The 21,658-nt window shown below is 35.8% G+C and carries 18 protein-coding genes; 8 read left to right on the forward strand and 10 right to left on the reverse strand.

Annotated features, from left to right (window positions below):
• From LC814_RS08865 to rpiB, 4 genes are read right to left on the reverse strand one after another with little or no spacing between them, the layout of a single operon-like run.
• On the reverse strand, window positions 1-930 hold the full coding sequence (locus LC814_RS08865) for a S66 peptidase family protein (protein WP_226063577.1): 930 nt from the start codon (window positions 928-930) through the stop codon (window positions 1-3).
• Window positions 930-1,610 (reverse strand): LysE family translocator, encoded by a 681-nt coding sequence (locus LC814_RS08870; protein ID WP_226063578.1) that lies wholly within the window; start codon window positions 1,608-1,610, stop codon window positions 930-932. Before LC814_RS08870 ends, LC814_RS08865 begins: the two co-directional genes overlap by 1 nt.
• A 60-nt stretch (window positions 1,611-1,670) precedes the next feature.
• Window positions 1,671-3,836 carry a ribonuclease R gene (gene rnr, locus LC814_RS08875; RefSeq protein ID WP_226063579.1) on the reverse strand — a complete coding sequence of 722 codons (2,166 nt, stop codon included), beginning with the start codon at window positions 3,834-3,836 and terminating at the stop codon, window positions 1,671-1,673.
• 29 nt (window positions 3,837-3,865) lie between these two features.
• Entirely contained in the window at window positions 3,866-4,297 is a 432-nt protein-coding gene (rpiB, locus tag LC814_RS08880; RefSeq protein ID WP_226063580.1) for a ribose 5-phosphate isomerase B, read from the reverse strand.
• A gap of 603 nt (window positions 4,298-4,900) precedes the next feature.
• Between rpiB and LC814_RS08885 the strand changes: the two genes are divergently transcribed.
• Entirely contained in the window at window positions 4,901-6,091 is a 1,191-nt protein-coding gene (locus LC814_RS08885; RefSeq protein WP_226063581.1) for a phosphoglycerate kinase, read from the forward strand.
• Window positions 6,092-6,226: 135 nt separating this feature from the next.
• Here LC814_RS08885 and LC814_RS08890 read toward each other — a convergent pair whose 3' ends face one another.
• The 6 genes from LC814_RS08890 to LC814_RS08915 form a co-directional block, all read right to left on the reverse strand.
• Window positions 6,227-7,045 (reverse strand): class I SAM-dependent methyltransferase, encoded by an 819-nt coding sequence (locus LC814_RS08890; RefSeq protein ID WP_226063582.1) that lies wholly within the window; start codon window positions 7,043-7,045, stop codon window positions 6,227-6,229.
• Between the two features lie 37 nt (window positions 7,046-7,082).
• The gene (gene mnmG / locus LC814_RS08895) at window positions 7,083-8,942 is read right to left on the reverse strand and encodes a tRNA uridine-5-carboxymethylaminomethyl(34) synthesis enzyme MnmG (protein WP_226063583.1); all 1,860 of its coding nucleotides are present in this window, start codon (window positions 8,940-8,942) and stop codon (window positions 7,083-7,085) included.
• A gap of 73 nt (window positions 8,943-9,015) precedes the next feature.
• On the reverse strand, window positions 9,016-9,429 hold the full coding sequence (ybeY, locus tag LC814_RS08900) for an rRNA maturation RNase YbeY (protein WP_226065800.1): 414 nt from the start codon (window positions 9,427-9,429) through the stop codon (window positions 9,016-9,018).
• 4 nt (window positions 9,430-9,433) lie between these two features.
• Window positions 9,434-11,599 carry a patatin-like phospholipase family protein gene (locus tag LC814_RS08905; protein ID WP_226063584.1) on the reverse strand — a complete coding sequence of 722 codons (2,166 nt, stop codon included), beginning with the start codon at window positions 11,597-11,599 and terminating at the stop codon, window positions 9,434-9,436.
• Window positions 11,600-14,044 (reverse strand): bifunctional UDP-N-acetylmuramoyl-tripeptide:D-alanyl-D-alanine ligase/alanine racemase, encoded by a 2,445-nt coding sequence (locus tag LC814_RS08910; protein ID WP_226063585.1) that lies wholly within the window; start codon window positions 14,042-14,044, stop codon window positions 11,600-11,602.
• Window positions 14,041-14,631, reverse strand: a complete 591-nt coding sequence (locus tag LC814_RS08915) for a thymidine kinase (protein WP_226063586.1) — start codon at window positions 14,629-14,631, stop codon at window positions 14,041-14,043. Before LC814_RS08915 ends, LC814_RS08910 begins: the two co-directional genes overlap by 4 nt.
• A 61-nt stretch (window positions 14,632-14,692) precedes the next feature.
• On the opposite strand from LC814_RS08915, the gene LC814_RS08920 reads away from it, so the two are divergent.
• The 7 genes from LC814_RS08920 to LC814_RS08950 all read left to right on the forward strand — a co-directional run bounded on the left by LC814_RS08920 (window position 14,693) and on the right by LC814_RS08950 (window position 21,588).
• A complete protein-coding gene (locus LC814_RS08920) occupies window positions 14,693-15,691 on the forward strand; it encodes a DUF8457 domain-containing protein (protein WP_226063587.1) in 999 nt (332 codons plus the stop codon).
• Window positions 15,692-15,700: 9 nt separating this feature from the next.
• On the forward strand, window positions 15,701-17,077 hold the full coding sequence (locus LC814_RS08925; RefSeq protein WP_226063588.1) for a UDP-N-acetylmuramate--L-alanine ligase: 1,377 nt from the start codon (window positions 15,701-15,703) through the stop codon (window positions 17,075-17,077).
• Entirely contained in the window at window positions 17,078-17,812 is a 735-nt protein-coding gene (gene rsmI, locus LC814_RS08930) for a 16S rRNA (cytidine(1402)-2'-O)-methyltransferase (protein ID WP_226063589.1), read from the forward strand.
• An 11-nt stretch (window positions 17,813-17,823) separates the two neighbouring features.
• On the forward strand, window positions 17,824-18,567 hold the full coding sequence (fabG, locus tag LC814_RS08935; protein ID WP_226063590.1) for a 3-oxoacyl-[acyl-carrier-protein] reductase: 744 nt from the start codon (window positions 17,824-17,826) through the stop codon (window positions 18,565-18,567).
• Window positions 18,568-18,827: 260 nt separating this feature from the next.
• Window positions 18,828-19,979 (forward strand): ergothioneine biosynthesis protein EgtB, encoded by a 1,152-nt coding sequence (gene egtB / locus LC814_RS08940; protein ID WP_226063591.1) that lies wholly within the window; start codon window positions 18,828-18,830, stop codon window positions 19,977-19,979.
• The gene (locus LC814_RS08945; RefSeq protein ID WP_226063592.1) at window positions 19,976-20,929 is read left to right on the forward strand and encodes an L-histidine N(alpha)-methyltransferase; all 954 of its coding nucleotides are present in this window, start codon (window positions 19,976-19,978) and stop codon (window positions 20,927-20,929) included. The genes egtB and LC814_RS08945 overlap by 4 nt, the downstream gene beginning before the upstream one ends.
• Window positions 20,926-21,588 (forward strand): aspartate/glutamate racemase family protein, encoded by a 663-nt coding sequence (locus tag LC814_RS08950; RefSeq protein WP_226063593.1) that lies wholly within the window; start codon window positions 20,926-20,928, stop codon window positions 21,586-21,588. The genes LC814_RS08945 and LC814_RS08950 overlap by 4 nt, the downstream gene beginning before the upstream one ends.
• The last annotated feature ends 70 nt before the right edge of the window (window positions 21,589-21,658 follow it).

A 21,658-nucleotide genomic window follows, 5' to 3' on the forward strand; every position in this document is an offset into this window, starting at 1 on the left:
TTAAAACTGTACGCTCACTTTATCCGAAATTTTAATTTTTACTTGTGCTCCTATTAACAAGGGTCGGTTATCAAAAATATGACCATTCGGAAATGCAAATATCGTCGGAAAATTATATTTCTTTATCCTTTCAGCGATAATCTCGTAAGAAAAATCATCAAAACTGTTCTCATAATTTTTATTATCGATTTCCTCGCCCATGTTGATCATTCCGCCAATAATTAAACCTTTAATTTTCCGAAAGACTCCCGCAAGTTCTAGGCTCATTAGCATACGATCCAGCGCATAATATTTTTCTCCGATATCTTCAATAAAAAGAATGCTATTCTTGAACTTAAATGAGTAAGGCGTCCCTAATAAAGCGTAGATTAATGCTAAATTTCCGCCGATTAATTGGCCTTCTGCACTTCCTGATTTATTTAAGGGATGTTTATCAATTTTATACAGCGGTTTTGCTCCCTGCATCATGTCGAAAATCAAATCATAACTATCCCCAGAAACGCCAAAACTTGATGTTTTAATGGTCTGCCCATGAATCGAGGCAACATTATTTTTACAAAGAAAACTTTGGATGGCGGTGTTATCGGAATATCCAACGTACCATTTTGGGTTTTTCTTAAATTTAGAAAGTTGCAGGTGCCTCAGTAAATGCTGACATCCGTATCCACCTCGAGAGGCCCATACCGCTGTAATTTCCTCGTCATTAAATGCCCAGTTAAGATCAGATATTCGTTCTTTTTCGGTACCAGCGTAATTGTAACCGTGGTTATATCTTGTATAAAGGTTTTTCCCTACAATCGGCTCAAAGCCTTTTTTTCGAATTAGAGCAATCCCCTTCTCCAGCTGGTTTTCTGTGACCATTCCTGCAGGTGATACGATTGCAATTTTATCTCCTTTTTTAAGGGCTTTAGGAAAAATAATACTGTTCATTACCGTATATGCTTTTTTTCGATTCGCTCCGCTTCTTCTAATTTTTTATCAAAGGAATTAAACTTTTTAAAACTTTGTAAGAAAATAAATATACTGAAAGCAACTAAAACAAATCCGACCATTCTGCGAATTTTATTAGCCAAATGCTGGGTTAATTTATCATGGAAAATTTTTGCTAAGTATATTTTGAAAAAATCAATAAATAAATAAGTTCCCACTACGAGGCCCATATATAATAGAAAATCTTCAGTCTCGGGATAGGCATTTCTTACAGAAATTACCGTAACCAACCAAAATAATACAACACCGATATTTAAAATATTAAAGAAAAATCCATTTAAAAATGTTTTAAAATAGTTTTGATTGATGAGTTTTTCTTCGCCGGCCAGGTGCATTTTTGTTTTGGAAACGATCATAAACAACGCATAAATAAAGACGATAAACGCCGTTATTCTGTAAAATCCAGGATGTTTATCAATGATTTCAACCAAATCTCCACTTGCAAAATAGGAGGCCACAATACAAATAATATCCGCCAAGACAACACCTAAATCTAAAGTAAATGCATGCTTTGGACCACGCGAGAAGCTGGTTTCAATAAGGAGGAAGAAAATCGGACCGATAAAAACCAGACTGAGCATAATTCCTAAACCGACAGCTGAAAGGATTAGTTCTAACATTAATTTTTATTTAGAAAACAATCTTATTTTCTAAGGAAATTTAAAAGTGAAGTCCTGTACTTATACGTTTTGGGGCTCAATAATTTTAAAATCTAACTGCTTCTGAATGAGATTGGCTTTCATCACTTTAATCGTTACTTTATCGCCAAGCTGATATTGATTACCCGTTTTGCTGCCTTCTACCAAATGATTTTTAGCATCGTAGGTATAAGAATCATCCATTAAATCGCGCAATTTAATAAGTCCTTCCGCTCCATTTTCTGGAATTTGGACCCAAAAACCAAAATCTGCTACACCGGAAATTACGCCTGTAAATTCTTCACCTAAATGTTTCTCCATAAATTTCACCTGCATGAATTTGATAGAATCACGTTCCGCATCGGACGCTAATCTTTCCATCGCACTGCAATGTTTTGATTTTACTTCATATTCCTCTTTTTGTGGCGATTTTCCACCATCTAAATAATGCTGAAGTAAACGGTGTGCAATTAAATCAGGATACCGACGGATAGGTGAAGTAAAGTGGGAATAATATTCAAAGCCTAATCCATAGTGACCGATTGGGTCTGTGGAGTAAACCGCTTTGCTCATGGATCGCATGGCCAAAGTCTCAATCATATTTTCCTCGCCTTTGCCTTGGACATCTTTCAATAATTTATTGATGGATTCTGCAACTTTCTTGGTATTCGCAAGATTCATCTGGTAACCAAAAGTACCTACAAAATCCCGAAGTGCTTCCAATTTCTCGGGAGTTGGATCATCATGAACACGGTAAATAAATGTATTTCCGGTGGGAACGCCTTTTTTGTTTAGGGAAATAAATTCCGAAACTTTACGATTTGCCAATAACATAAACTCTTCTATGAGATGATTGGAATCTTTGCTTACTTTAAAATAGACGCCGATGGGCTCCCCTTTATCATCAAGATTAAAACGAACTTCACTGCGGTCAAAGGTAATTGCCCCGTTTTCGATGCGTTCTTTTCTCAATATTTTAGCGAGTCTGTCTAAAGTCAATATTTCTTCTGCTAATTCACCTTCTTTGGTTTCAATTCTCTCTTGCGCCTCTTCGTACGCAAATTTACGGTCTGAATGAATAACAGTGCGTCCAAACCATTCGTTCTTTACTTCGGCAGAATCTGTAATTTCAAAAACTGCAGAAAAGGTATATTTATCTTCATTTGGACGAAGCGAACATACATCATTACTTAAAACCTCCGGTAACATTGGTACTACGCGATCAACCAAATAAACTGATGTTGCGCGGTCATATGCTTCGTCATCAATGATGGTTCCGGGAATTACATAATGTGAAACATCGGCAATATGAACTCCAATTTCCCAATTTCCGTTTTCTAATTTCTGAATAGATAAGGCGTCATCGAAATCTTTTGCATCTTTCGGATCGATTGTAAAAGTGCATATTTCCCGCATATCCCGTCTTTTTGCAACTTCTTCTGGTCTAATGGTTCGGTCTAAACCATCTGCTTCTTTTTCAACTTCTTCCGGGAAAGTATACGGAAGTCCGTACTCTGCTAAAATAGAATGAATTTCTGTTTCGTGTTCTCCTGGAGGACCCAGAACTGTTATAATTTCTCCTTCCGGATTTTTCTCGCCGGCTTTCCAGTCGGTCATTTTCACAACGACTTTATCGCCATCTTGCGCACCGCCGATTTTACCTTTGGGTACAAAAATATCGGTATTAATTCTCTTTTTATCACCGACCACGAAACCAAAATCTTTGTGCTTTATAAATTGAAAAGTTCCGACAAATTCCGTTCGGCTCCGCTCCATAACTTCAAGAACAGAACCTTCGACTTTTCTGCCTTTAAAATGGTAAGTCACTATTAAAACAGTATCTCCCTGCAAGGCGTCTTTTACATTTTTCGAGTGAATGAAGATATCATCATCCATGCCTTCAACTTTTACATAGGCATTTCCGGTCTGATTAAAATCTATAACACCAGTTAATGTACCTTCAATCTTCAAATTAATGATATACTTTCCTTTTTCAACTTCTTTAATCCGTTGATCAGAAAGGAGCTTATGTATAGATTGAATAACCATCTCACGTTGGCGAGGATTTTTGTAATCAATACCATCAGAAATCTGCTTATAATTGTAGATTTTACTGGAATTATTGTTCATAAAACCTAAAATCAACCGGCCGATTTCCTGTAATTTATGATCGTTTTTTGCCGATATATATTTGTTCTTTTTCTGCATTGAGTAGCGTTGTATTTATTTGTAACGAATTAACAGGCGCTGATTTTCTGCACTCTGTTTTGATGTCTTCCTCCTTCGAATTCGGTGGATAGGAATTGGTTCACAATATCTATAGCAAGTTCGCTGGCAATAAATCTTGCTGGGAGAGCAATCATATTTGCATTATTGTGCTTGCGCGCTAGTTCTGCCAATTCAGGCATCCAGCACAGGGCGCAGCGAATTTCCGAATGTTTATTAGCGGTCATTTGTACTCCATTTCCACTACCACAAATCAAAATACCAAATTCATTTGCTCCATTTGCCACAGATGTAGCGGAAGGATGTACAAAATCAGGGTAATCTACGGAGTCTTCTGAAAAAGTCCCGAAATCTTCAATTATAAACTTATCTGACAAGTGCTTCTTTATAATTTCTTTATACTTGAAACCTGCGTGATCAGACGCAATTGCTATTTTTTTCATTGGTGGTAATTAGAGGTTAACTGTAGAACCAAGACAAATTTAAGATTAAAAATATAAATACAATTTTATCGGTATTATTATTTTACTTTGAAAATGGTAAAACTTTCTAAATTGAAGAAAAAACGAAAAGTAATCTAATAACCTGTGGATAGGATCAATAATTCGTGTTGGTAAGTTTATAAAAGCTTCTCTTTCAAGTTCAGAAAAATTTCCATACTGAACTAATTAATCGAACCGCTCACTTTTATCTTTCAAAAATTTCCTGAGGTTAACTGCCGAAGTTCCCAATAAAGCAGTTATTCATATTTAACGAGATAAACTATTACCAACAATTGTTAGCAAATACGCTATTTATCTATTAACCAACATTTTATGATATGGATAAACAATCGCAAAAAGAGGAACTACATGTGATTAAAAAAACACAATAAAGTTCTCCGCAACTTCGATACCTACAACAACACTACTCAATCTCTTTATTTATAAAAAGAGAATTAATGTTGAGAGTATGAGTTAAGAGGAGTTGTGGAATTTTAAAATCAAAATAATTTTTAGGAGCGAGAATTAATGCTAAATTTGTTGAACTTAAAACGGGGAATTTTTATGAAAACAATTAATGACTTTGACTTCAACGAAAAAAAAGCTTTAGTGCGTGTCGATTTTAATGTGCCACAAAGCGCAGATTTGAAAGTAACCGACAATACCAGAATTCAGGCAGTGAAACCAACCATAGATAAAATTTTGAATGATGGAGGATCTGTAATTTTACTCACGCATCTTGGACGACCGAAAGGAAAGTTTTCGGATGAATTTTCGATGAAGAATATTGTACCGGAAATTGAAGAAGTTTTAGGACATTCCGTAAAGTTTTGCCCAGATTGTATGGGTGAAGATGCTGAAAATATGACGTCGGAGTTAAAAAGTGGTGAAATTCTCCTTTTGGAAAATGTTCGATTTTACGAAGAAGAAGAAAAAGGAAATGTCGATTTCGCAAAGAAATTAGCGGGGTATGCAGATGCATATGTTAATGATGCATTTGGTACTGCTCATCGTGAGCACGCTTCAACAGCCGTGATAGCTCAATTCTTTCCTTCAACTAAATTTTTCGGTTTATTGATGGCGAAAGAATTAGAAGCGATCGATAAAGTTTTGAAAAGTGGTGAAAAGCCAGTTCTTGCAATTTTAGGAGGTTCGAAAGTTTCTTCTAAAATTACCATTATAGAAAATATGTTGCCTGCAGTTGATCATCTTATTATAGGTGGTGGAATGGCGTTTACCTTTGTTAAAGCATTGGGTGGCGAAGTAGGAAATTCTTTGGTAGAAGAAGATAAATTGGGTTTAGCTTTAGAAATTTTAGAAAAAGCGAAAGTCATGAATGTTAATATTCATTTACCAGTAGATGTGATTATGGCAGATGAATTCAGTAACGAAGCGGAGACAAAAGAAGTTGATATTTTTGATATACCGGAAGGTTGGATGGGGTTAGATGCGGGAACTAAATCTCGTTTATTGTTCCACGATGTTATTTTAAAATGTCGAACAATTTTGTGGAACGGACCAATTGGTGTATTTGAAATGCCAAATTTTGCCGCAGGAACTATATCTTTAGGTGAAAGCATAGCGGAGGCAACTCAGCTCGGAGCATTTTCATTAGTCGGTGGGGGAGACAGTGTGGCTTTCGTAAAACAGTTTGGATATGATGACAAAGTAAGTTATGTTTCAACTGGAGGCGGCGCGATGCTGGAAAGTTTGGAAGGTAAAGAACTTCCAGGTGTAAAAGCAATTAATCACTAACTATAAAAATTATATGATATAAAAAGTTTCCAATATCATTGGAAACTTTTTTTTATGATTTTTTAACAAATTCGTCCATTATTTGGTTAAACTTGTATAAAAATGACCTTCATATAACCATTAAAAATCGAATAACTATTTTTTTTCGATAATGTATATCAAACTTGAATATTCGCCAGTTTTTAAGGCTTTAAAATTGGAAATTGTTCCGGTGATTAATCCTTTTAGCCAAATTAATGATGATTTTTTGTATTTTTCACTTAATGCAGATATATAATAGGAATCGAGTAGGAGGGGTTTTATTTTGCTAACCTTCCAGAATCTATTATTCATTAATTTAATCATTCCGTTTTTTGAGAAATGAAATAGGTGTCTGGGTACATCGTAAGCCGCCCAAAACTCTTTATACTTTTTTGCGTCGTATGATGTTGGATTGGGAACTGCAATAATTAATTTACCATGAGGTGTTAATTTATTATAGAAAATTTGCAAGATCTCCTCCTGATTTTCTATATGTTCAAATACATGCCACAAAGTTATTGCATCTAAAGTATTATCTTCAATATCAGAAAGTGAAGAAATGAATTGGATCGAGTTGGTTTTTTTTTGCGAAATTATCCGTGCTGATACATCAGGTTCGAAACCATAAAGTTCAAAGTCATTTTCTATTTTCTTTAAAAATTCACCGGCACCGCACCCATAATCCAATACTTTCGATCCTTTTTTCACAGAATCCAAAAGTATATTTTGTTTATATTTTAAATTGAAATTTTGTAAAAACTTATATATTTTCTCTTTAAAACTTCCGGAATCTTGATGATGTGAAATATAATCATCACTTTCATAATAGACGGAAATATTTTGAGGTACGGGGTGTGTTTTCCAAATTCCTAAAATTTCAGTCTCTATAATTTCGAAAGTTTCTTGGGTAAGAAAGTGATCTTTAATTTTCATCGTTGTTAAAGTGGTAACAATTGTTTCACGTGAAACATTACTTCAAATAAATTAGTAAGACATTAATATCAGAGGGAGATACACCACTAATACGTCCCGCTTGTGCTATGGTAGCAGGTTTTACTTTGTTTAATTTTTGTATGGCTTCAGAAGAAAGTGATTTTAAGTTTTCGTATTTAAAATCTTCAGGGATTTTAATAGTTTCCAACCTCAATAACTTCGCTACATTATCTCTTTCTTTCTCAATATATCCTTTATATTTAATATTAATTTCAGCTTGTTCTTTAACCTCGGAAGAAAATTCTTTCGTAAAATCCTTTATAAAGTCTATCTGTTCTAATTTTTCTAAAGTCATATTCGGACGGGTGAGGATGGTTGCTGATTTATAAGCTTGATCTACCGGTGCGGAACTGATCTCGTCCAAAATGGGATTTATAATATTTGGTTTTAAAGAGGTATCCCGCAGAAAGTTTTCTAATTTTTGACCTTGTTCTATTTTATTTTGAACTTTAACCAATCTTTCCTGGGAAGCTAAACCGATGTTAAATGATTTTTCTGTTAACCGAATATCTGCATTATCCTGACGAAGAAGTAAACGGTATTCTGCCCGTGAAGTAAACATGCGATAAGGTTCTTCTGTACCTTTCGTGATAAGATCATCGATTAAAACACCGATATAGGCTTCATCACGGTTTAAAGTGAATTTTTCTTTACCGTGAACTTTATTGTGGGCATTAATTCCTGCCATCAATCCTTGTCCTGCAGCTTCTTCATAGCCAGTAGTCCCATTAATTTGGCCAGCAAAATAAAGGTTATTTATTAATTTGGTTTCTAATGTATGATAGAGTTGGGTAGGAGGGAAGTAGTCATATTCTATGGCGTAACCTGGTCGAAATACCTTGGCATTAGCAAAACCCGGTACATGACGCATCGCTTTTATCTGAATGTCTTCTGGTAATGATGAGCTGAATCCATTTACATAAATTTCAACTGTTCGCCAACCTTCTGGCTCTACAAATAATTGATGTCTTTCACGTTCTGCAAACCTGTTTATTTTATCCTCAATACTGGGACAATATCTTGGTCCCGTACTTTGTATTGTTCCGTTAAACATGGGGCTTCTATCAAAACCTTCGCGTAAAATATTGTGTACAATTTCGTTGGTATAAACGATATGACAGCTCATTTGTTTGGTGAGTTTCGGGGTATCGGTATAGGAAAAAGTCTGTGGATTTTCATCCCCTTTTTGTTCTTCCATTTTTGAATAATCCAGCGTTCTACCATCTACGCGTGGAGGCGTACCAGTTTTCATTCTTCCGGCTTCAAAACCAAGAGAAATTAGTTGCTCTGTAATCCCTACAGCGCGTGGTTCGCCCATTCTTCCTCCTCCGAGTTGTTTATCTCCAACGTGGATAAGTCCATTCAGGAAGGTCCCGTTTGTCAAAACAACAGATTTAGCCTTAATTGTCAATCCCAACGAAGTAATAACACCAACAACAGTCCCATTTTCAATAATTAAACTCTTTACCATATCTTGAAAAAAATCAAGATTTGGAGTGTTTTCTAAAGTAATGCGCCATTCTTCTGCGAAAAGCATTCTGTCATTTTGGGTTCTTGGTGACCACATGGCCGGTCCTTTCGAAAGATTTAACATCTTAAATTGGATCGCCGATTTATCGGCTACAATGCCCGAATATCCGCCCATTGCATCAATTTCCCGAACGATTTGTCCCTTTGCAATTCCACCCATCGCTGGGTTGCAGGACATTTGTCCTATAGTTTGCATGTTCATTGTAATCAAGAGGGTTTTTGATCCTAAATTTGCGGCGGCAGCTGCAGCTTCAGATCCTGCGTGACCTGCGCCGACAACAATGACATCATATATATCGTTTATCATAAATTAAGTTTAAAATGTTTCACGTGAAACATTAAAGAAATCACATCTTATATACCAAGATCACAATTTCCTGTTATAAAGAAAGCAATCTTAAATAAAAGTCTTCTTTACTTCGCATTTCGGTTTCTTCATTTTCTGTTTTATCTTTATAACCGCAAAGATGAAGGATTCCATGTGCAAGAACTCTATGGAATTCCTGTAAGAAACTTTTAGAATGAATTTCGGCATTCTCAGAAATGCGGGGCAAAGATACGAAAATATCAGCCGAGATGGTTTTACCCTTCACGTAATCAAAGGTGATAATGTCTGTGTAATAATCGTGTTTCAAATAATCCTGATTGACCTTCAGCAAAGCTTCATCCGTGCAAAAAATATAATTAATTTTCCCGACTTTCTTATTTTCAGCATTAATTATTTCCTTCAACCATTCAGATGATCGAGGATTGATGGTTATCGCGTCTATATCTTCAAAGAAAAAATTAATCATCATCTTAAAACCAATGTCCAAGTATTACACTCACTAAACCTTTTTTAACCTGCAATGAGTGGCTGTAATTAATTTTAATCTGGCCAAATGGGGATTTATAACCAGCTGTAATTTCCGCTGATGAGTCTGAGATATGTAGAATATCATCAACTTGCAAATTATCGAAAACGTTCGCTAAACTTACACCAGCTTCCGCGAAATAATTTTTGTAGACATTGAATTGGAAGACGTTTGTATTTTTTAGCAAGTTTTCTCCGCCTTTTTGACCAAACTCATAACCACCCAAACTTGTAAAATTCCCTAAACTCTGATCGAATATCGCTCCTAACCTGTACTGATAATACTTACTAAGGCTCTCACCGAGAGTAAAACCACCGAAGAGACTTAAGCGATAAGTTAACCAAGACGTGATTGGAAAGTTGAGTTTAGAATTCACTTTCAACTGAAGCGTTTTCCCGTCATTAATCTTATTAAATATGTCCAATAGCTTTCCTTCAGCATTAAGTAAAAATCCTTTTGTGGGGAAACTGCGGTCGTCCTGCGTATCTGTTTTAATAAAGACGTACGCATTAAGAAAATTCTGAGACAAACCATATCCGGATTCCCCAGTTGGTCTTGATTCGAAATAGTCATGACTTAAACCACCTCCAATGGCAAACTTATCTCGCCAGATTGACTGTAAAAAGGCCTCACTTCGAAACCAATTCCAGCGGTCGTAAGTATTCCCAATCTCATCTTTTAATTCCAATGACATCCCGGAAGCATATACCCCAAAACCAGGAATGTATCCATTATCGATAAAATAATTAAAATAATACCGTGGCTGATCTCCAACTACTAAATCTAATGATACCGTGGAATTTTGAAATAGAAGGCGTTTTGCCGTTGCATTTAGAAGTAATCCAGTTTTAAAAATTTCATCGTAATGAAGCCCAAACTTTAGAAAAAATCTGGTATCATCTTCCGTTACATCTAATTTCAAGTAATTTTGGTCGCCGCCTTGGATAATGTCATAATTAACCAAGCGATAATTGTTGGTAGCATAAAGCTTATCAATCATCTTATTGATACTTCCATAGGTTTGAAGGGAAGGAATCTTTAAATTCATTTTCCCTTGAATGTAATTTTTGCGGAAAATGTGATTGTTATCAACTGCTAAACTATCAATTTTATAAACGTTAGAATAAACAGAACTCAGCGGTGCACGAAGGAGGTCTTGTTTTCTTTTAGGTAGTAAAGACAAAGTTTCCACATATTTTTGCGCCTCTACATAGCCGGAGTCTAAAATTGCCTTCTTAGCATCATAACTGGTGGCGCCAGAGCCATCTAAATTAGGATGAATATTAATATCCGTATAGTTATACTGATTTTTAGTTTCTTTCTGAATTCCAAAATCAATAACCTGATTCAAAATTGATATGGCTGACTCGAGGTTTTTTCTACCTGCAAGTCCTTGACTTAAATCGACACCGATAACAACGTCTATCCCTTTATCCTTCAGTGGTTTAGAAGGATAGTTAATGGTCATAGCACCGTCAATATATAGCGAATCTCCAATTTTTACAGGATCCATAAGCCCTGGAAATGCGGAACTTGCCATGATGGCGGAGACCAAATCTCCTTTTTCAAAAACTTCCATTTTACCACTTTCTAAATTGGTAGCCACACACATAAAAGGAATGGGTAACTTAGAAAAATCATTAATCGTAGATACGTTTTTGAAAAGCTCTTTCAATAAATAGATATTTTTTTGTCCGGTCGAAATTGCCTTTGGAAGTACATTAATTTTTCCATCTTTTATAGGAATAGAAAGAATGTATTTGTCTACTGTTTTGTTGAAGAACGACGTTTCCTGCCGCGTTTTTTCGTTGGCGATAATAGAGTAGAAATCAGTGTCCATTACAATCTTTTCTATCTCTTTGCCGGTGTATCCAGATGCATATAAACCACCCACAATTGCGCCCATACTCGTTCCCGAAATGTAATCGATTTTTACACCAAGCGAGTCCAGAACTTTTAAAACGCCGATATGCGCAAAACCTTTCGCGCCGCCACCGGCAAGAGAAAGTCCGATTCGAGGATTTTTTGGGACTTTAAATCCTTCTTTTACTTGTGCCTGGAGCTGAAAGTTCAGGATTATTATGCAAAAAAGTGCAATTATTTTCTTCATTTAATCTTTAATATAAATTCTTTTCACTCTTCGTGATATAGATGTTAAAACTTCGTAAGGTATTGTCGAGCAGTATTCTGCAAATTGCTGAATGGTTGGGTTCGAATTAAATAGAACGACTTCTTCGCCCTCTTTAACGGGAAATTCGCCGACATCAATCATAAGCATATCCATGCATACATTCCCCACGATGGGAAATATATTATTTCGAACTCCTACGAACCCCACTTTATTCCCTAAAAGTCTCGGGATACCGTCTGCATAACCAACGGGAATAGTAGCAATTTTTGTATCTTTTTCTGCTTTAAATTTTCGATTATAACCTACCGATTCTCCCGCCTTTACCTCCGAGATCTGCGAAATAACCGTTTTAAAACTTACGGCACTTTTTAATCTTTTTGTAATCTCTGGGTCAGTAGATATACCTACCATTCCGATTCCAATTCTAACCATATCAAATTGGAATTCTGAATAATTAACTATTCCTGTGCTGTTCAAAATATGCCGAATCGGCTCGTATCTTAATTGATGACTTAAATACTTCGAATTTTCATCAAATATTTCTATTTGTTTTAAGGTATATAATTTTTCTTCCTCATCATCTGCAGAACTTAGATGGCTGAATATCGACTTTACCTTCACATTCATCGTCTGCAATCTCTTGTAAAGCTCCGGTAATTCTTCAGTTTTAAAGCCAAGGCGATTCATTCCCGTTTCTAATTTGATATGAATAGGATAGGTCTGCATAATACCTTTCTGCAGCAGTTTGTCATTGAAAAGTTCCAGCACCCGAAAACTGTAAATTTCTGGTTCTAAATTAAAATCAATTATACTGTTATAACTGTGTTGTTCAGGATTCATCACCATGATGGGAGTTGTGATTCCATTTTTCCGAAGATCTATACCTTCGTCCGCGTACGCAACACCTAAATAATCAATATGATGATGCTGTAAAAACTCTGCAATTTCGTATCCACCTAAACCATAAGAATAGGCTTTTACCATTGCCATCATCTTGGTTTCCGGTTTTAAGAGCAGTTTATGAACATTGATATTATGCAAAATAGAATTTAGGTTGATTTCTAAAATTGTATCGTGCTTTTGCAGTTCCAAAAATGTTTTAACCTTGTCTATTTCAAATTTTCTTGCACCTTTCAGTAATATCAGATGGTTTTCTACTTGATTAATTTGGTGACTATCAATTAGTTCAGATGTCGTAGCGAAGGTATGCGTCTCGGTTTTGAAGAGACTTTCGAGTTGCGTAATTTCAGATCCGACCAGAAATATTTGATTGAAATGCTGATCGTTTGTGAGTTCGGCTACTTCATCATAAAGCTCCTGAGAGTTTTTGCCTTCCACAAAATCTGTCAAAATCAGACATTTTTGCGATTTATTATATTCTTTTATATTCTGGTAAGCAATTTTGAGAGAATCGATATCCAGATTAAAAGAATCATTAATAATTAAATTATTTCTAACACCAACAACACTTTCGAGACGCATTTCTATTGCCTTCAATGAATTTAGCCGTTCAATAATTTGAAGATTACTAAATTCAAACTCTTTTAAAACCGCAATTACGCAGAGCACATTGCTAATGGTTGCTTCATCTCGTTGATATACGGGAATCGAAATTTCTTCCTCAAAATATCGAATAATAATTTCCTGAGAGCGGTCAGTCCAATTATTTATAACGCATAAATCGTTGTGTTCTTTAAGCCCAAAAGAAAGCATTCTCTTCTCTGGATAATACTCCTGTAATGCGCTTTTAACGAGAGAATTATCTCCATTAAAAATGATGAACTCTGAATGTTTAAACAGTTTTATTTTCTCTGCAATTAATTCATTTACATCCTGAAAGTTTACAGAATGTGCAGTTCCAATATAAGTAAGGATGCCGATTTGTGGGGAAAACAAATCTTCTAAAACTTGCATTTCGCCGGGTTTAGAAATTCCAACTTCAAAAATTCCCAACTGATGTTTTTGTTTTATTTCTAAAAGTGAGAGCGGAAGCCCTAATTGAGAATTAAAACTTTTCGGACTTTTCACAGTTGTGTAATCGTGAAACATCGCTTGGTATAACCATTCTTTAACGATAGTTTTCCCATTGCTCCCCGTTATGCCAATTGTTTTAAGATTAAATTGATGAAGATGATATTTGGCTAAATTTTGCAAAAATGACAAGGAGTCTTCTACAATTATCCAGGTAATATTTGAAAATTGCGGCAAATAGTTTTCGGCTATAATTACGGTAATTCCTTTTTCAATAACAGATTGAATATATTTTTCACCAGAATTTTTCGGAGTATTAATGGCTATAAATGCAGCATCAGTCACGGAATAGATATTTCTACTGTCGTAGGCAATATTTTTTACATGAATATCTGGATCACCAATTAATTTTGAATCGGTTATTTCTGCGATTTGTTTTGTGGTATAATTCATTCAGTTTCCCTGTTCAGAAATTCCTCGTTGAATACTTTTCTACTCACTGCTTCATAACTGTCAGTTTCTCCAAGCTGTACCAAATCTTTATTGGCTGATGTTCTCATAGAATGATTCGCTAAATTGCCAGTTCGCTTGCAAATTGCATGCACTTTAGTCACATATTCAGCAGTTGCCATCAGATTAGGAATCGGACCGAAAGGGCGTCCCATAAAATCCATATCAAGTCCGGCAATTACGACTCTAACACCACTGTTAGCCAGCTTATTAGCGACTTCTACAATACTTTCGTCAAAAAACTGTGCTTCGTCAATCCCAACTACGTCGCAGGTACTTCCTAAGAGTAAAATTTCGTTCGGACTTTCAACAGGTGTGCTTCTAATCTTATTTTGATTGTGGGATACGACTTCCTCGTCGGCGTATCTCGTATCTAATTTTGGTTTAAAAATCTCAACACTTTGGCCGGCCATCTCTGCACGACGAAGTCTTCGGATTAATTCTTCCGTTTTCCCAGAAAACATAGAGCCGCAGATGACTTCCATCCAACCGCTTTGTTTTGCGTGATTAATTGTATTTTCTAAAAACATTTGTTAAATTAGCCGTAAGAATTAAAAGGCCAAAATTACGGAAATTTAATAAGAAATTGATATGCAAAATCTTCAAGATATACAGGATAAAATTTTTTTTGAAACCAGAACTATTTTAGAAACGCTCGGCAAAATCAGTTCAGTAGATGAGTTGTTGGCAAAGCAAGATTTGTTCAGTGAAGTAACCGACAGGATTGCTTTTCTAAGAATACTCGAAAAAAATGAAGAAAGTTTTGAACAGATTTACAACCGAAAAACTGAAGTTGAAGAACTTTCCAATCTAGCTGAAGTTCACGCAACTCATCAGATAGAAAATTTTGATGATGCGCCTTTCCCGGAAGATGTCATTGAAGAGGAAGTACTTTTTACCAATGAACTCAATGATATTCATTCCGACGAACTAGATGAAACTGTCGAAAGTCCTGAAAGTGTACCCAATCCTCGTTCCATCAGAGAGCAAAACGAATATAATATCAATATTGAAGAGGCGCGGGCTTTTAATGAGGAACAACATATTTTAGAAGTTTCCGAGCACTCAGATATTATTGCGCAAAAAGAAAAAGAACTGGAAGAATCCGAAGTCAGAAGACGTCAGATTGTGGAAATTAGTAAACATGAGCCACAAAAGGTAGAACAAGCAGAGGAACTACCTCCAGTGCACGATACTCCACTTCAACAAGCGGAAAAAAAATTCAAGTTAGCCAATATCAAAGGCTTAAACGTTGTAAAGCAAATTTTTGATAATGATCCTCTGGAACAAGAAGAAGTTCAGCCAGACCAGGGAAGTATTTTAAAAACCAATATTCAGACAGATTTCATGGAAGCTGAAAGGCGCAAACCAGAATTCCGTCTTGATTTAAATGATAAAGTTGCATTTACCAAAAGCCTCTTCAACGGGAATGCTGACGAGTTAACTGCAGCCATCACAAAACTTAACAGTTTCACAAACTTGGAGGATGCCAAAAATTATTTAAGCGAACTTTATCACGAGAGGAATTGGGTAAAAGCAGACGAGTATGCACAACGACTTTGGAGTTTGGTAGAAAATAAATTCATGTAAGACTTATCAATGATTAAAAATATAGCAGATTTCCAAAACGTCTTTTTTATCGGCGTGGCAGGAGTCGGAATGAGCGCTATTGCTCAATATTTAAAAGGAATAGGAAAAGAAGTTGGTGGCAGTGACCGCTATTTTCATCCGGGAGAATACAATAAAACCAAAGAACAGTTAGAAGCCGAAGGAATTACCTGTTTTCTGCAGGATGGAAGTGGAATTTCCGAAAAGACCGATTTAATAGTTGTTTCAACGGCTATTGAAGATACCATTTTTGAAGTTCAAAAAGCCAAAGAACTTGGAATTCAAATTATTAAAAGAAGTGAACTTTTATCCATCATCGCTAAAAGTAAAAAAACGATTGCGGTTGCCGGAACTTCCGGAAAATCTACAACTTCCGCGATGTTATATCAAATCTTATTAGATGCCAATCTAGAACCGAGCATTATTTCTGGTGCGGGTTTAACAAGCATTATTAAAGAAGGTAAAATTGGAAATGCTGCAGTAGGGAAGGGAGAATGGCTTATCATTGAAGCTGATGAAAGTGACCGTTCAGTGATCCAATATCAACCTGAAGTCGGCTTGCTTTTAAACATTGACAAAGACCATCAGGAAATAGAGGAATTGATTGAATTATTTACTATTTTTAAAAATAACACAAACAGCTTATTCGTTGTGAATCAGTCGAATGCATTAGCGAAACCTTTGTCAACAAATTCAGAGAATGATTTTGGATTTGAGGATGAAAATGCAGGCTATTCCGCGGAAAATTTTGAGCAAGATGGTTTATCACTGACCTTCGAAGTCCGTGCTCAAAAATTCCAGATGAATTCTCTGGGTCAACATTCCGTCGAAAATGCAACTGCTGCAATTGCGGTTGCGAATCAGATCGGAATTGATTTAAAAACCTGTGCCGACAGCTTGGAAACTTATGAAGGAATTTATCGGCGTCATCAAATTCTCGGACGAAAAAATGGCGTTTGGGTTATTGATGATTATGCTCACAATCCAGCAAAATGTGCAGCTTCGATTAAAGCCTGTAAACCCTTGGCAGAAAAAGTAATTGCCTGGTTTCAACCACATGGCTATAAACCAACGAGGTTTTTGAAAGACGACTTTATTCAGGAAATCGCCGATTCATTAAGATCACAAGATGAAATCTGGATGAGCGAAATTTTCTACGCTGGCGGAACTGCTGTGAAAGATATTTCAGCGAACGATTTAATTGAAGGCATTACAGCAAAAGGGAAAAAAGCCTATTTTGTCGAAGACAGGAATTACTTATTAGAAAAATTAAGACCAGAATTAACGGACGGAACTGTTTTGCTGTTAATGGGTGCGAGAGATCCGAGTTTAGAAACGTTTTGCAAAAATCTTTATGAAAATTTGTAGATGAGTGGAATAATGTATTTTGTTCCCACACCAATTGGGAATTTAGAAGATATGACTTTCAGAGCGGTAAGAATTCTGAAAGAAGTTGATTATATTTTATGTGAAGACACACGAACTTCTGGAGTTCTTTTAAAGCATTACGAAATAGGTAAACCTTTGAAATCCTATCATTTACACAATGAACATCATTCGACGCAGAAAATTATAGAAGACCTAAAAAACGGTCAGAATATCGCCATAATTACGGACGCCGGAACACCAGGAATATCAGATCCTGGTTACCTTTTGGCAAAAGCAATTTCCGACTCGAATTTAGAAATGCAATGTTTGCCCGGTGCAACGGCCTTTGTCCCAGCTTTGGTGGTTTCCGGTTTGCCGAATAATGAGTTTTTATTTGCGGGATTTTTACCTCAGAAAAAAGGTCGCCAAACCAAATTGAAACAATTGGCAGAAGAAAAAAAAACGATTATTCTTTACGAAAGTCCGCACAAGATTAACACCACTTTAGAACAAATAAAAGAGGTCTTCGGTGAGGAAACCAAAGTGAGTTTAAGCCGCGAAATTTCAAAGAAATTCGAAGAAACCAAACGCGGAACAATTAATGATTTAATTGCTTTTTCTCAAAGCAAAACTTTAAAAGGAGAAATCGTTTTAATCATTAATAATGTTGAAAGCAAAGAAGATGAAGAAGAGAAACCTTCGTCTAAAAACAAGTACAAAAACCTAGAAAAATAAACGAGTATAATATGGGATTATTAGAAGGAAAAGTTGCCCTCATCACCGGCGCAACCCGCGGAATTGGAAAAGGAATTGCTGAAGTTTTTGCAAAAGAAGGTGCGCACGTCGCATTTACTTACGCGGGTTCTGTGGATAAGGCAAAAGCTTTGGAAGCAGAATTGGGCAAAATTACGACGGTAAAATCTTATCAGTCAGATGCTTCTGATTATGATGCGGCTCAGAAATTGGCGGCAGATGTGATGGCAGATTTCGGGAAAATCGATATTCTGATTAATAATGCCGGAATCACGAGAGATAATTTAATGCTTAGAATGTCTAAAGATGATTGGGATACGATTATCAAAGTAAATTTAGATTCAGTTTTCAATTTGACAAAAGCAGTTATTAAACCCATGATGAAGGCAAGATCTGGCTCGATTATCAACATGACTTCGGTTGTTGGTATTAAAGGAAACGCGGGCCAGGCAAATTATGCCGCGTCAAAAGCGGGAGTTATTGGTTTTTCAAAATCAATTGCGTTAGAGCTGGGTTCTCGAAACATACGTTGTAATGCGATTGCTCCAGGATTTATTGAAACCGAAATGACTGCAGCACTAGACGAAAAAACCGTTCAGGGTTGGAGAGAAGCGATTCCTTTGAAACGCGGTGGTCAGCCCGAAGATGTGGCGAATGCATGTGTTTTTCTCGCCAGCGACAGGTCGGCGTACATCACAGGGCAGGTGCTGAACGTGGATGGCGGAATGCTGACTTAAAATTTAATTTACTTGGAGGAGCGTCAACACTTATGCTTCTTTTCAAAACCCAACCCGCTCTCCGCTTTATCTATTTTTTCAGAAAAAAAATAGGATATCGCTACGATCGGGGCTAAAATTTAATTTATTTTTTCTTTTCAATTTTTAATTTACATTATCATAAATAGTAAAATTTCGTACTAATTTGTTACATTTAGTTGGTAAATTGCATATCTCGGAATATTTTTTGCATTCCTTGCGACTTCTAATAAATGTTGATTATGAATTCTTTACTCAAACAATTTCAGAAAACACGTGCCGCAACGGTTGCGCTTTGCGAGCCTCTTCATATAGAGGATTATATTCCGCAACCTGTGGATTTTGCAAGTCCGCCGAAGTGGCACCTCAGTCATTCGACCTGGTTTTTTGAGGAAATGGTTCTAAAAAAATATCTGGAAAACTATAAAGTTTATAATCCGCACTTTTCCTTTCTTTTCAACAGTTACTACCAAACTTTGGGTGATCGCGCAATTAGAACTGAGCGCGGAACTATTACCAGACCAACTGTTGCCGAAGTTTACGAATACCGTAAATATGTCGACGAGCACGTCGAAAAATTGCTTCAAAATACAGACGATGATGAAATCGAGAAACTCATAATTTTAGGGATTAATCATGAGCAACAGCATCAGGAACTTTTAATTACCGATTTAAAGCATACACTTTCTTACAATCCAATTTACCCCGTTTATAAAGAGAATTTCAATCTAACTGCGCATTCAAATATTGACCAAGGTTGGTTAAATGTACCGGAAGGCTTTTACGATATAGGTTTTGAGGGAGAAGGTTTTCATTTTGATAATGAAAAAGGACGTCATAAAGTTTTCCTGCATGCTTTTGATATTTCAAAATCGTTGGTAACCAATGGTGATTATTTGGAATTTATGGAAAGTGGTGGATACGAAAATTTTAAATATTGGTTAGATGAGGGTTGGAGTTGGGTTACTGAAAACCAAATAAAATGCCCTCTTTACTGGAAAAAGATAGAAGGGAAATGGCATTCCTTTACTTTAGAAGGCTTGAAAATCATTGAACCTGACCATATTCTAACGCATATTTCATTTTACGAAGCGCAAGCTTTTGCCATGTGGAAAGGTCTGAGATTGCCCACAGAATTTGAATGGGAAGTTGCAGCAGATCAATTAAATTGGGGACAAAGATGGGAATGGACCTATTCCGCATATCTTCCTTATCCTAATTTTTCTATTGCCGAAGGAGCAGTTGGCGAGTACAATGGTAAATTTATGGTGAGCCAAATGGTTTTAAGAGGATCATCATCTGCGACCGCAGAAGGTCACGAAAGAAAAACATACAGAAACTTTTTTCACCCGAAATACAGGTGGCAAATTACCGGAATAAGATTAGCAAAATGACGAAAAACGCCACTTTTTTAAAGGATGTAAATGACGGCCTCAGTCAAAATCCGAAATATATTTCTTCCCATTATTTTTACAATAAAGCTGGAGACGAACTTTTTCAGCAGATTATGGAAATGCCGGAATATTATCTGACCAATTCAGAACTCGAAATTTTTAGCAATCAGAGCGACGATTTTATCAAATCATTTGAAATTGATGAAAACGAGGAATTTGAGCTGATTGAATTGGGAGCTGGAGATGGCAAAAAGACAGAACATTTATTAAAATCGCTGCTCGATAAAAACTTTAACTTTAAATTTATTCCGGTTGATATTTCCCTAAACAGCTTAGAGGTAATCACTAATCGGATGGAAGCTCAGTTTCCTGATTTAGAGATTTCTGCGCAACAAGGTGATTACTTTCAGGTTTTAGATGATCTTTTTCTCTCGGATAAAACTAAGATTATTATATTTATTGGGTCGAATCTTGGCAATATGGAAGATGAAGTTGCCTCTGAATTTCTACAGAAAATTTCTCAGCATTTAAAGACTAATGAAAAATTACTTTTAGGTCTAGACTTAATTAAATCACAAGATATTGTACTTCCAGCCTATAATGACGCTGCAGGAATCACGAGAGATTTTAATCTTAATTTATTGAAAAGAATTAATTATGAATTGGGTGCAGATTTTAATCTCGAAAATTTTCAACATGCTCCCGAATATACCGAAGTGGAAGGAATTGCAAAAAGCTTTTTAAAAAGTACGAAAAAGCAAACCGTCTATATTAAAGAGTTAGATCGCTATTTTGATTTCGCGGATGATGAGCTGATCCATACAGAAATTTCTCGAAAATATGATGATCAAGTTTTACAAGATTTAATTGAGGGGACGAACTTTGAAATCACCCATAAATTTTTAGATTCCAAAAAGTATTTTGCAGATTATATTCTTACTAAAAAATGAAAGCAGATTTACCTGAAAAAGGAATTTTAGGATTAGGTAAAGCGTCCACTTTGTATTATCTGTCTGAAGTTCAGTCGAGATATAAGGAGCAAGGCGAAGAATACTCTACCTTGCCATTTCTAATGTATCAAATTGATTTTCAGGAAATAAACTCGTTCTTGCCCAATCAGTTTTCAGTGCTGATTCCTAAAATTGAACACTATATTGCCCAACTTTCAAAGTTGGGAATTTCTAAACTGTTGGTGCCAAACATAACGCTACATGAAACGCTGGATCAGATTGAATTCACTATTGAAATTTGTCATCCGATTCAATTGACTATTGATTATTTAAAGAAAGAACAAATTTCTGAAGTTTTTATTTTCGGAACTGCGTACACGATGAATTCTAGTTATTTGAAAAAGTATTTTTCGGAAAGTAATATTGTTCTTAAAGTGCCGGATTATGAAGATCAGCAGCTGATAGACAATTTCAGAAAATTGGTCTACGAAGAAAAAGCTTCTCCGGCAGAAATTTTAGACTTTCAAAATTTAATACAAAAATATTCCGAAAAAAATCTGGTGGTAATTGCCTGCACAGAATTGTCGGTGTTCGCTCCAAAAAATGAAACTAACTGTGTTGACATGGTAACTTTACAAACTGAAGAATTCTTAAAATAAAGCCATCTTCGATTCTCAAATATCTTAACCTTAATATTAAGGTTATGAATAAAAATGTGAATTTAATTTT

This window comes from Kaistella polysaccharea, from assembly GCF_020410745.1.
Taxonomy (GTDB): Bacteria; Bacteroidota; Bacteroidia; order Flavobacteriales; family Weeksellaceae; genus Kaistella; species Kaistella polysaccharea.

Coding starts and splice junctions, on each gene's coding strand:
- LC814_RS08865 (WP_226063577.1), bottom strand. CDS start 930: ATGAACAGTATTATTTTTCCTAAAGCCCTTAAAAAAGGAGATAAAATT.
- LC814_RS08870 (WP_226063578.1), bottom strand. CDS start 1,610: ATGTTAGAACTAATCCTTTCAGCTGTCGGTTTAGGAATTATGCTCAGT.
- rnr (WP_226063579.1), bottom strand. CDS start 3,836: ATGCAGAAAAAGAACAAATATATATCGGCAAAAAACGATCATAAATTA.
- rpiB (WP_226063580.1), bottom strand. CDS start 4,297: ATGAAAAAAATAGCAATTGCGTCTGATCACGCAGGTTTCAAGTATAAA.
- LC814_RS08885 (WP_226063581.1), top strand. CDS start 4,901: ATGAAAACAATTAATGACTTTGACTTCAACGAAAAAAAAGCTTTAGTG.
- LC814_RS08890 (WP_226063582.1), bottom strand. CDS start 7,045: ATGAAAATTAAAGATCACTTTCTTACCCAAGAAACTTTCGAAATTATA.
- mnmG (WP_226063583.1), bottom strand. CDS start 8,942: ATGATAAACGATATATATGATGTCATTGTTGTCGGCGCAGGTCACGCA.
- ybeY (WP_226065800.1), bottom strand. CDS start 9,429: ATGATTAATTTTTTCTTTGAAGATATAGACGCGATAACCATCAATCCT.
- LC814_RS08905 (WP_226063584.1), bottom strand. CDS start 11,599: ATGAAGAAAATAATTGCACTTTTTTGCATAATAATCCTGAACTTTCAG.
- LC814_RS08910 (WP_226063585.1), bottom strand. CDS start 14,044: ATGAATTATACCACAAAACAAATCGCAGAAATAACCGATTCAAAATTA.
- LC814_RS08915 (WP_226063586.1), bottom strand. CDS start 14,631: ATGTTTTTAGAAAATACAATTAATCACGCAAAACAAAGCGGTTGGATG.
- LC814_RS08920 (WP_226063587.1), top strand. CDS start 14,693: ATGCAAAATCTTCAAGATATACAGGATAAAATTTTTTTTGAAACCAGA.
- LC814_RS08925 (WP_226063588.1), top strand. CDS start 15,701: ATGATTAAAAATATAGCAGATTTCCAAAACGTCTTTTTTATCGGCGTG.
- rsmI (WP_226063589.1), top strand. CDS start 17,078: ATGAGTGGAATAATGTATTTTGTTCCCACACCAATTGGGAATTTAGAA.
- fabG (WP_226063590.1), top strand. CDS start 17,824: ATGGGATTATTAGAAGGAAAAGTTGCCCTCATCACCGGCGCAACCCGC.
- egtB (WP_226063591.1), top strand. CDS start 18,828: ATGAATTCTTTACTCAAACAATTTCAGAAAACACGTGCCGCAACGGTT.
- LC814_RS08945 (WP_226063592.1), top strand. CDS start 19,976: ATGACGAAAAACGCCACTTTTTTAAAGGATGTAAATGACGGCCTCAGT.
- LC814_RS08950 (WP_226063593.1), top strand. CDS start 20,926: ATGAAAGCAGATTTACCTGAAAAAGGAATTTTAGGATTAGGTAAAGCG.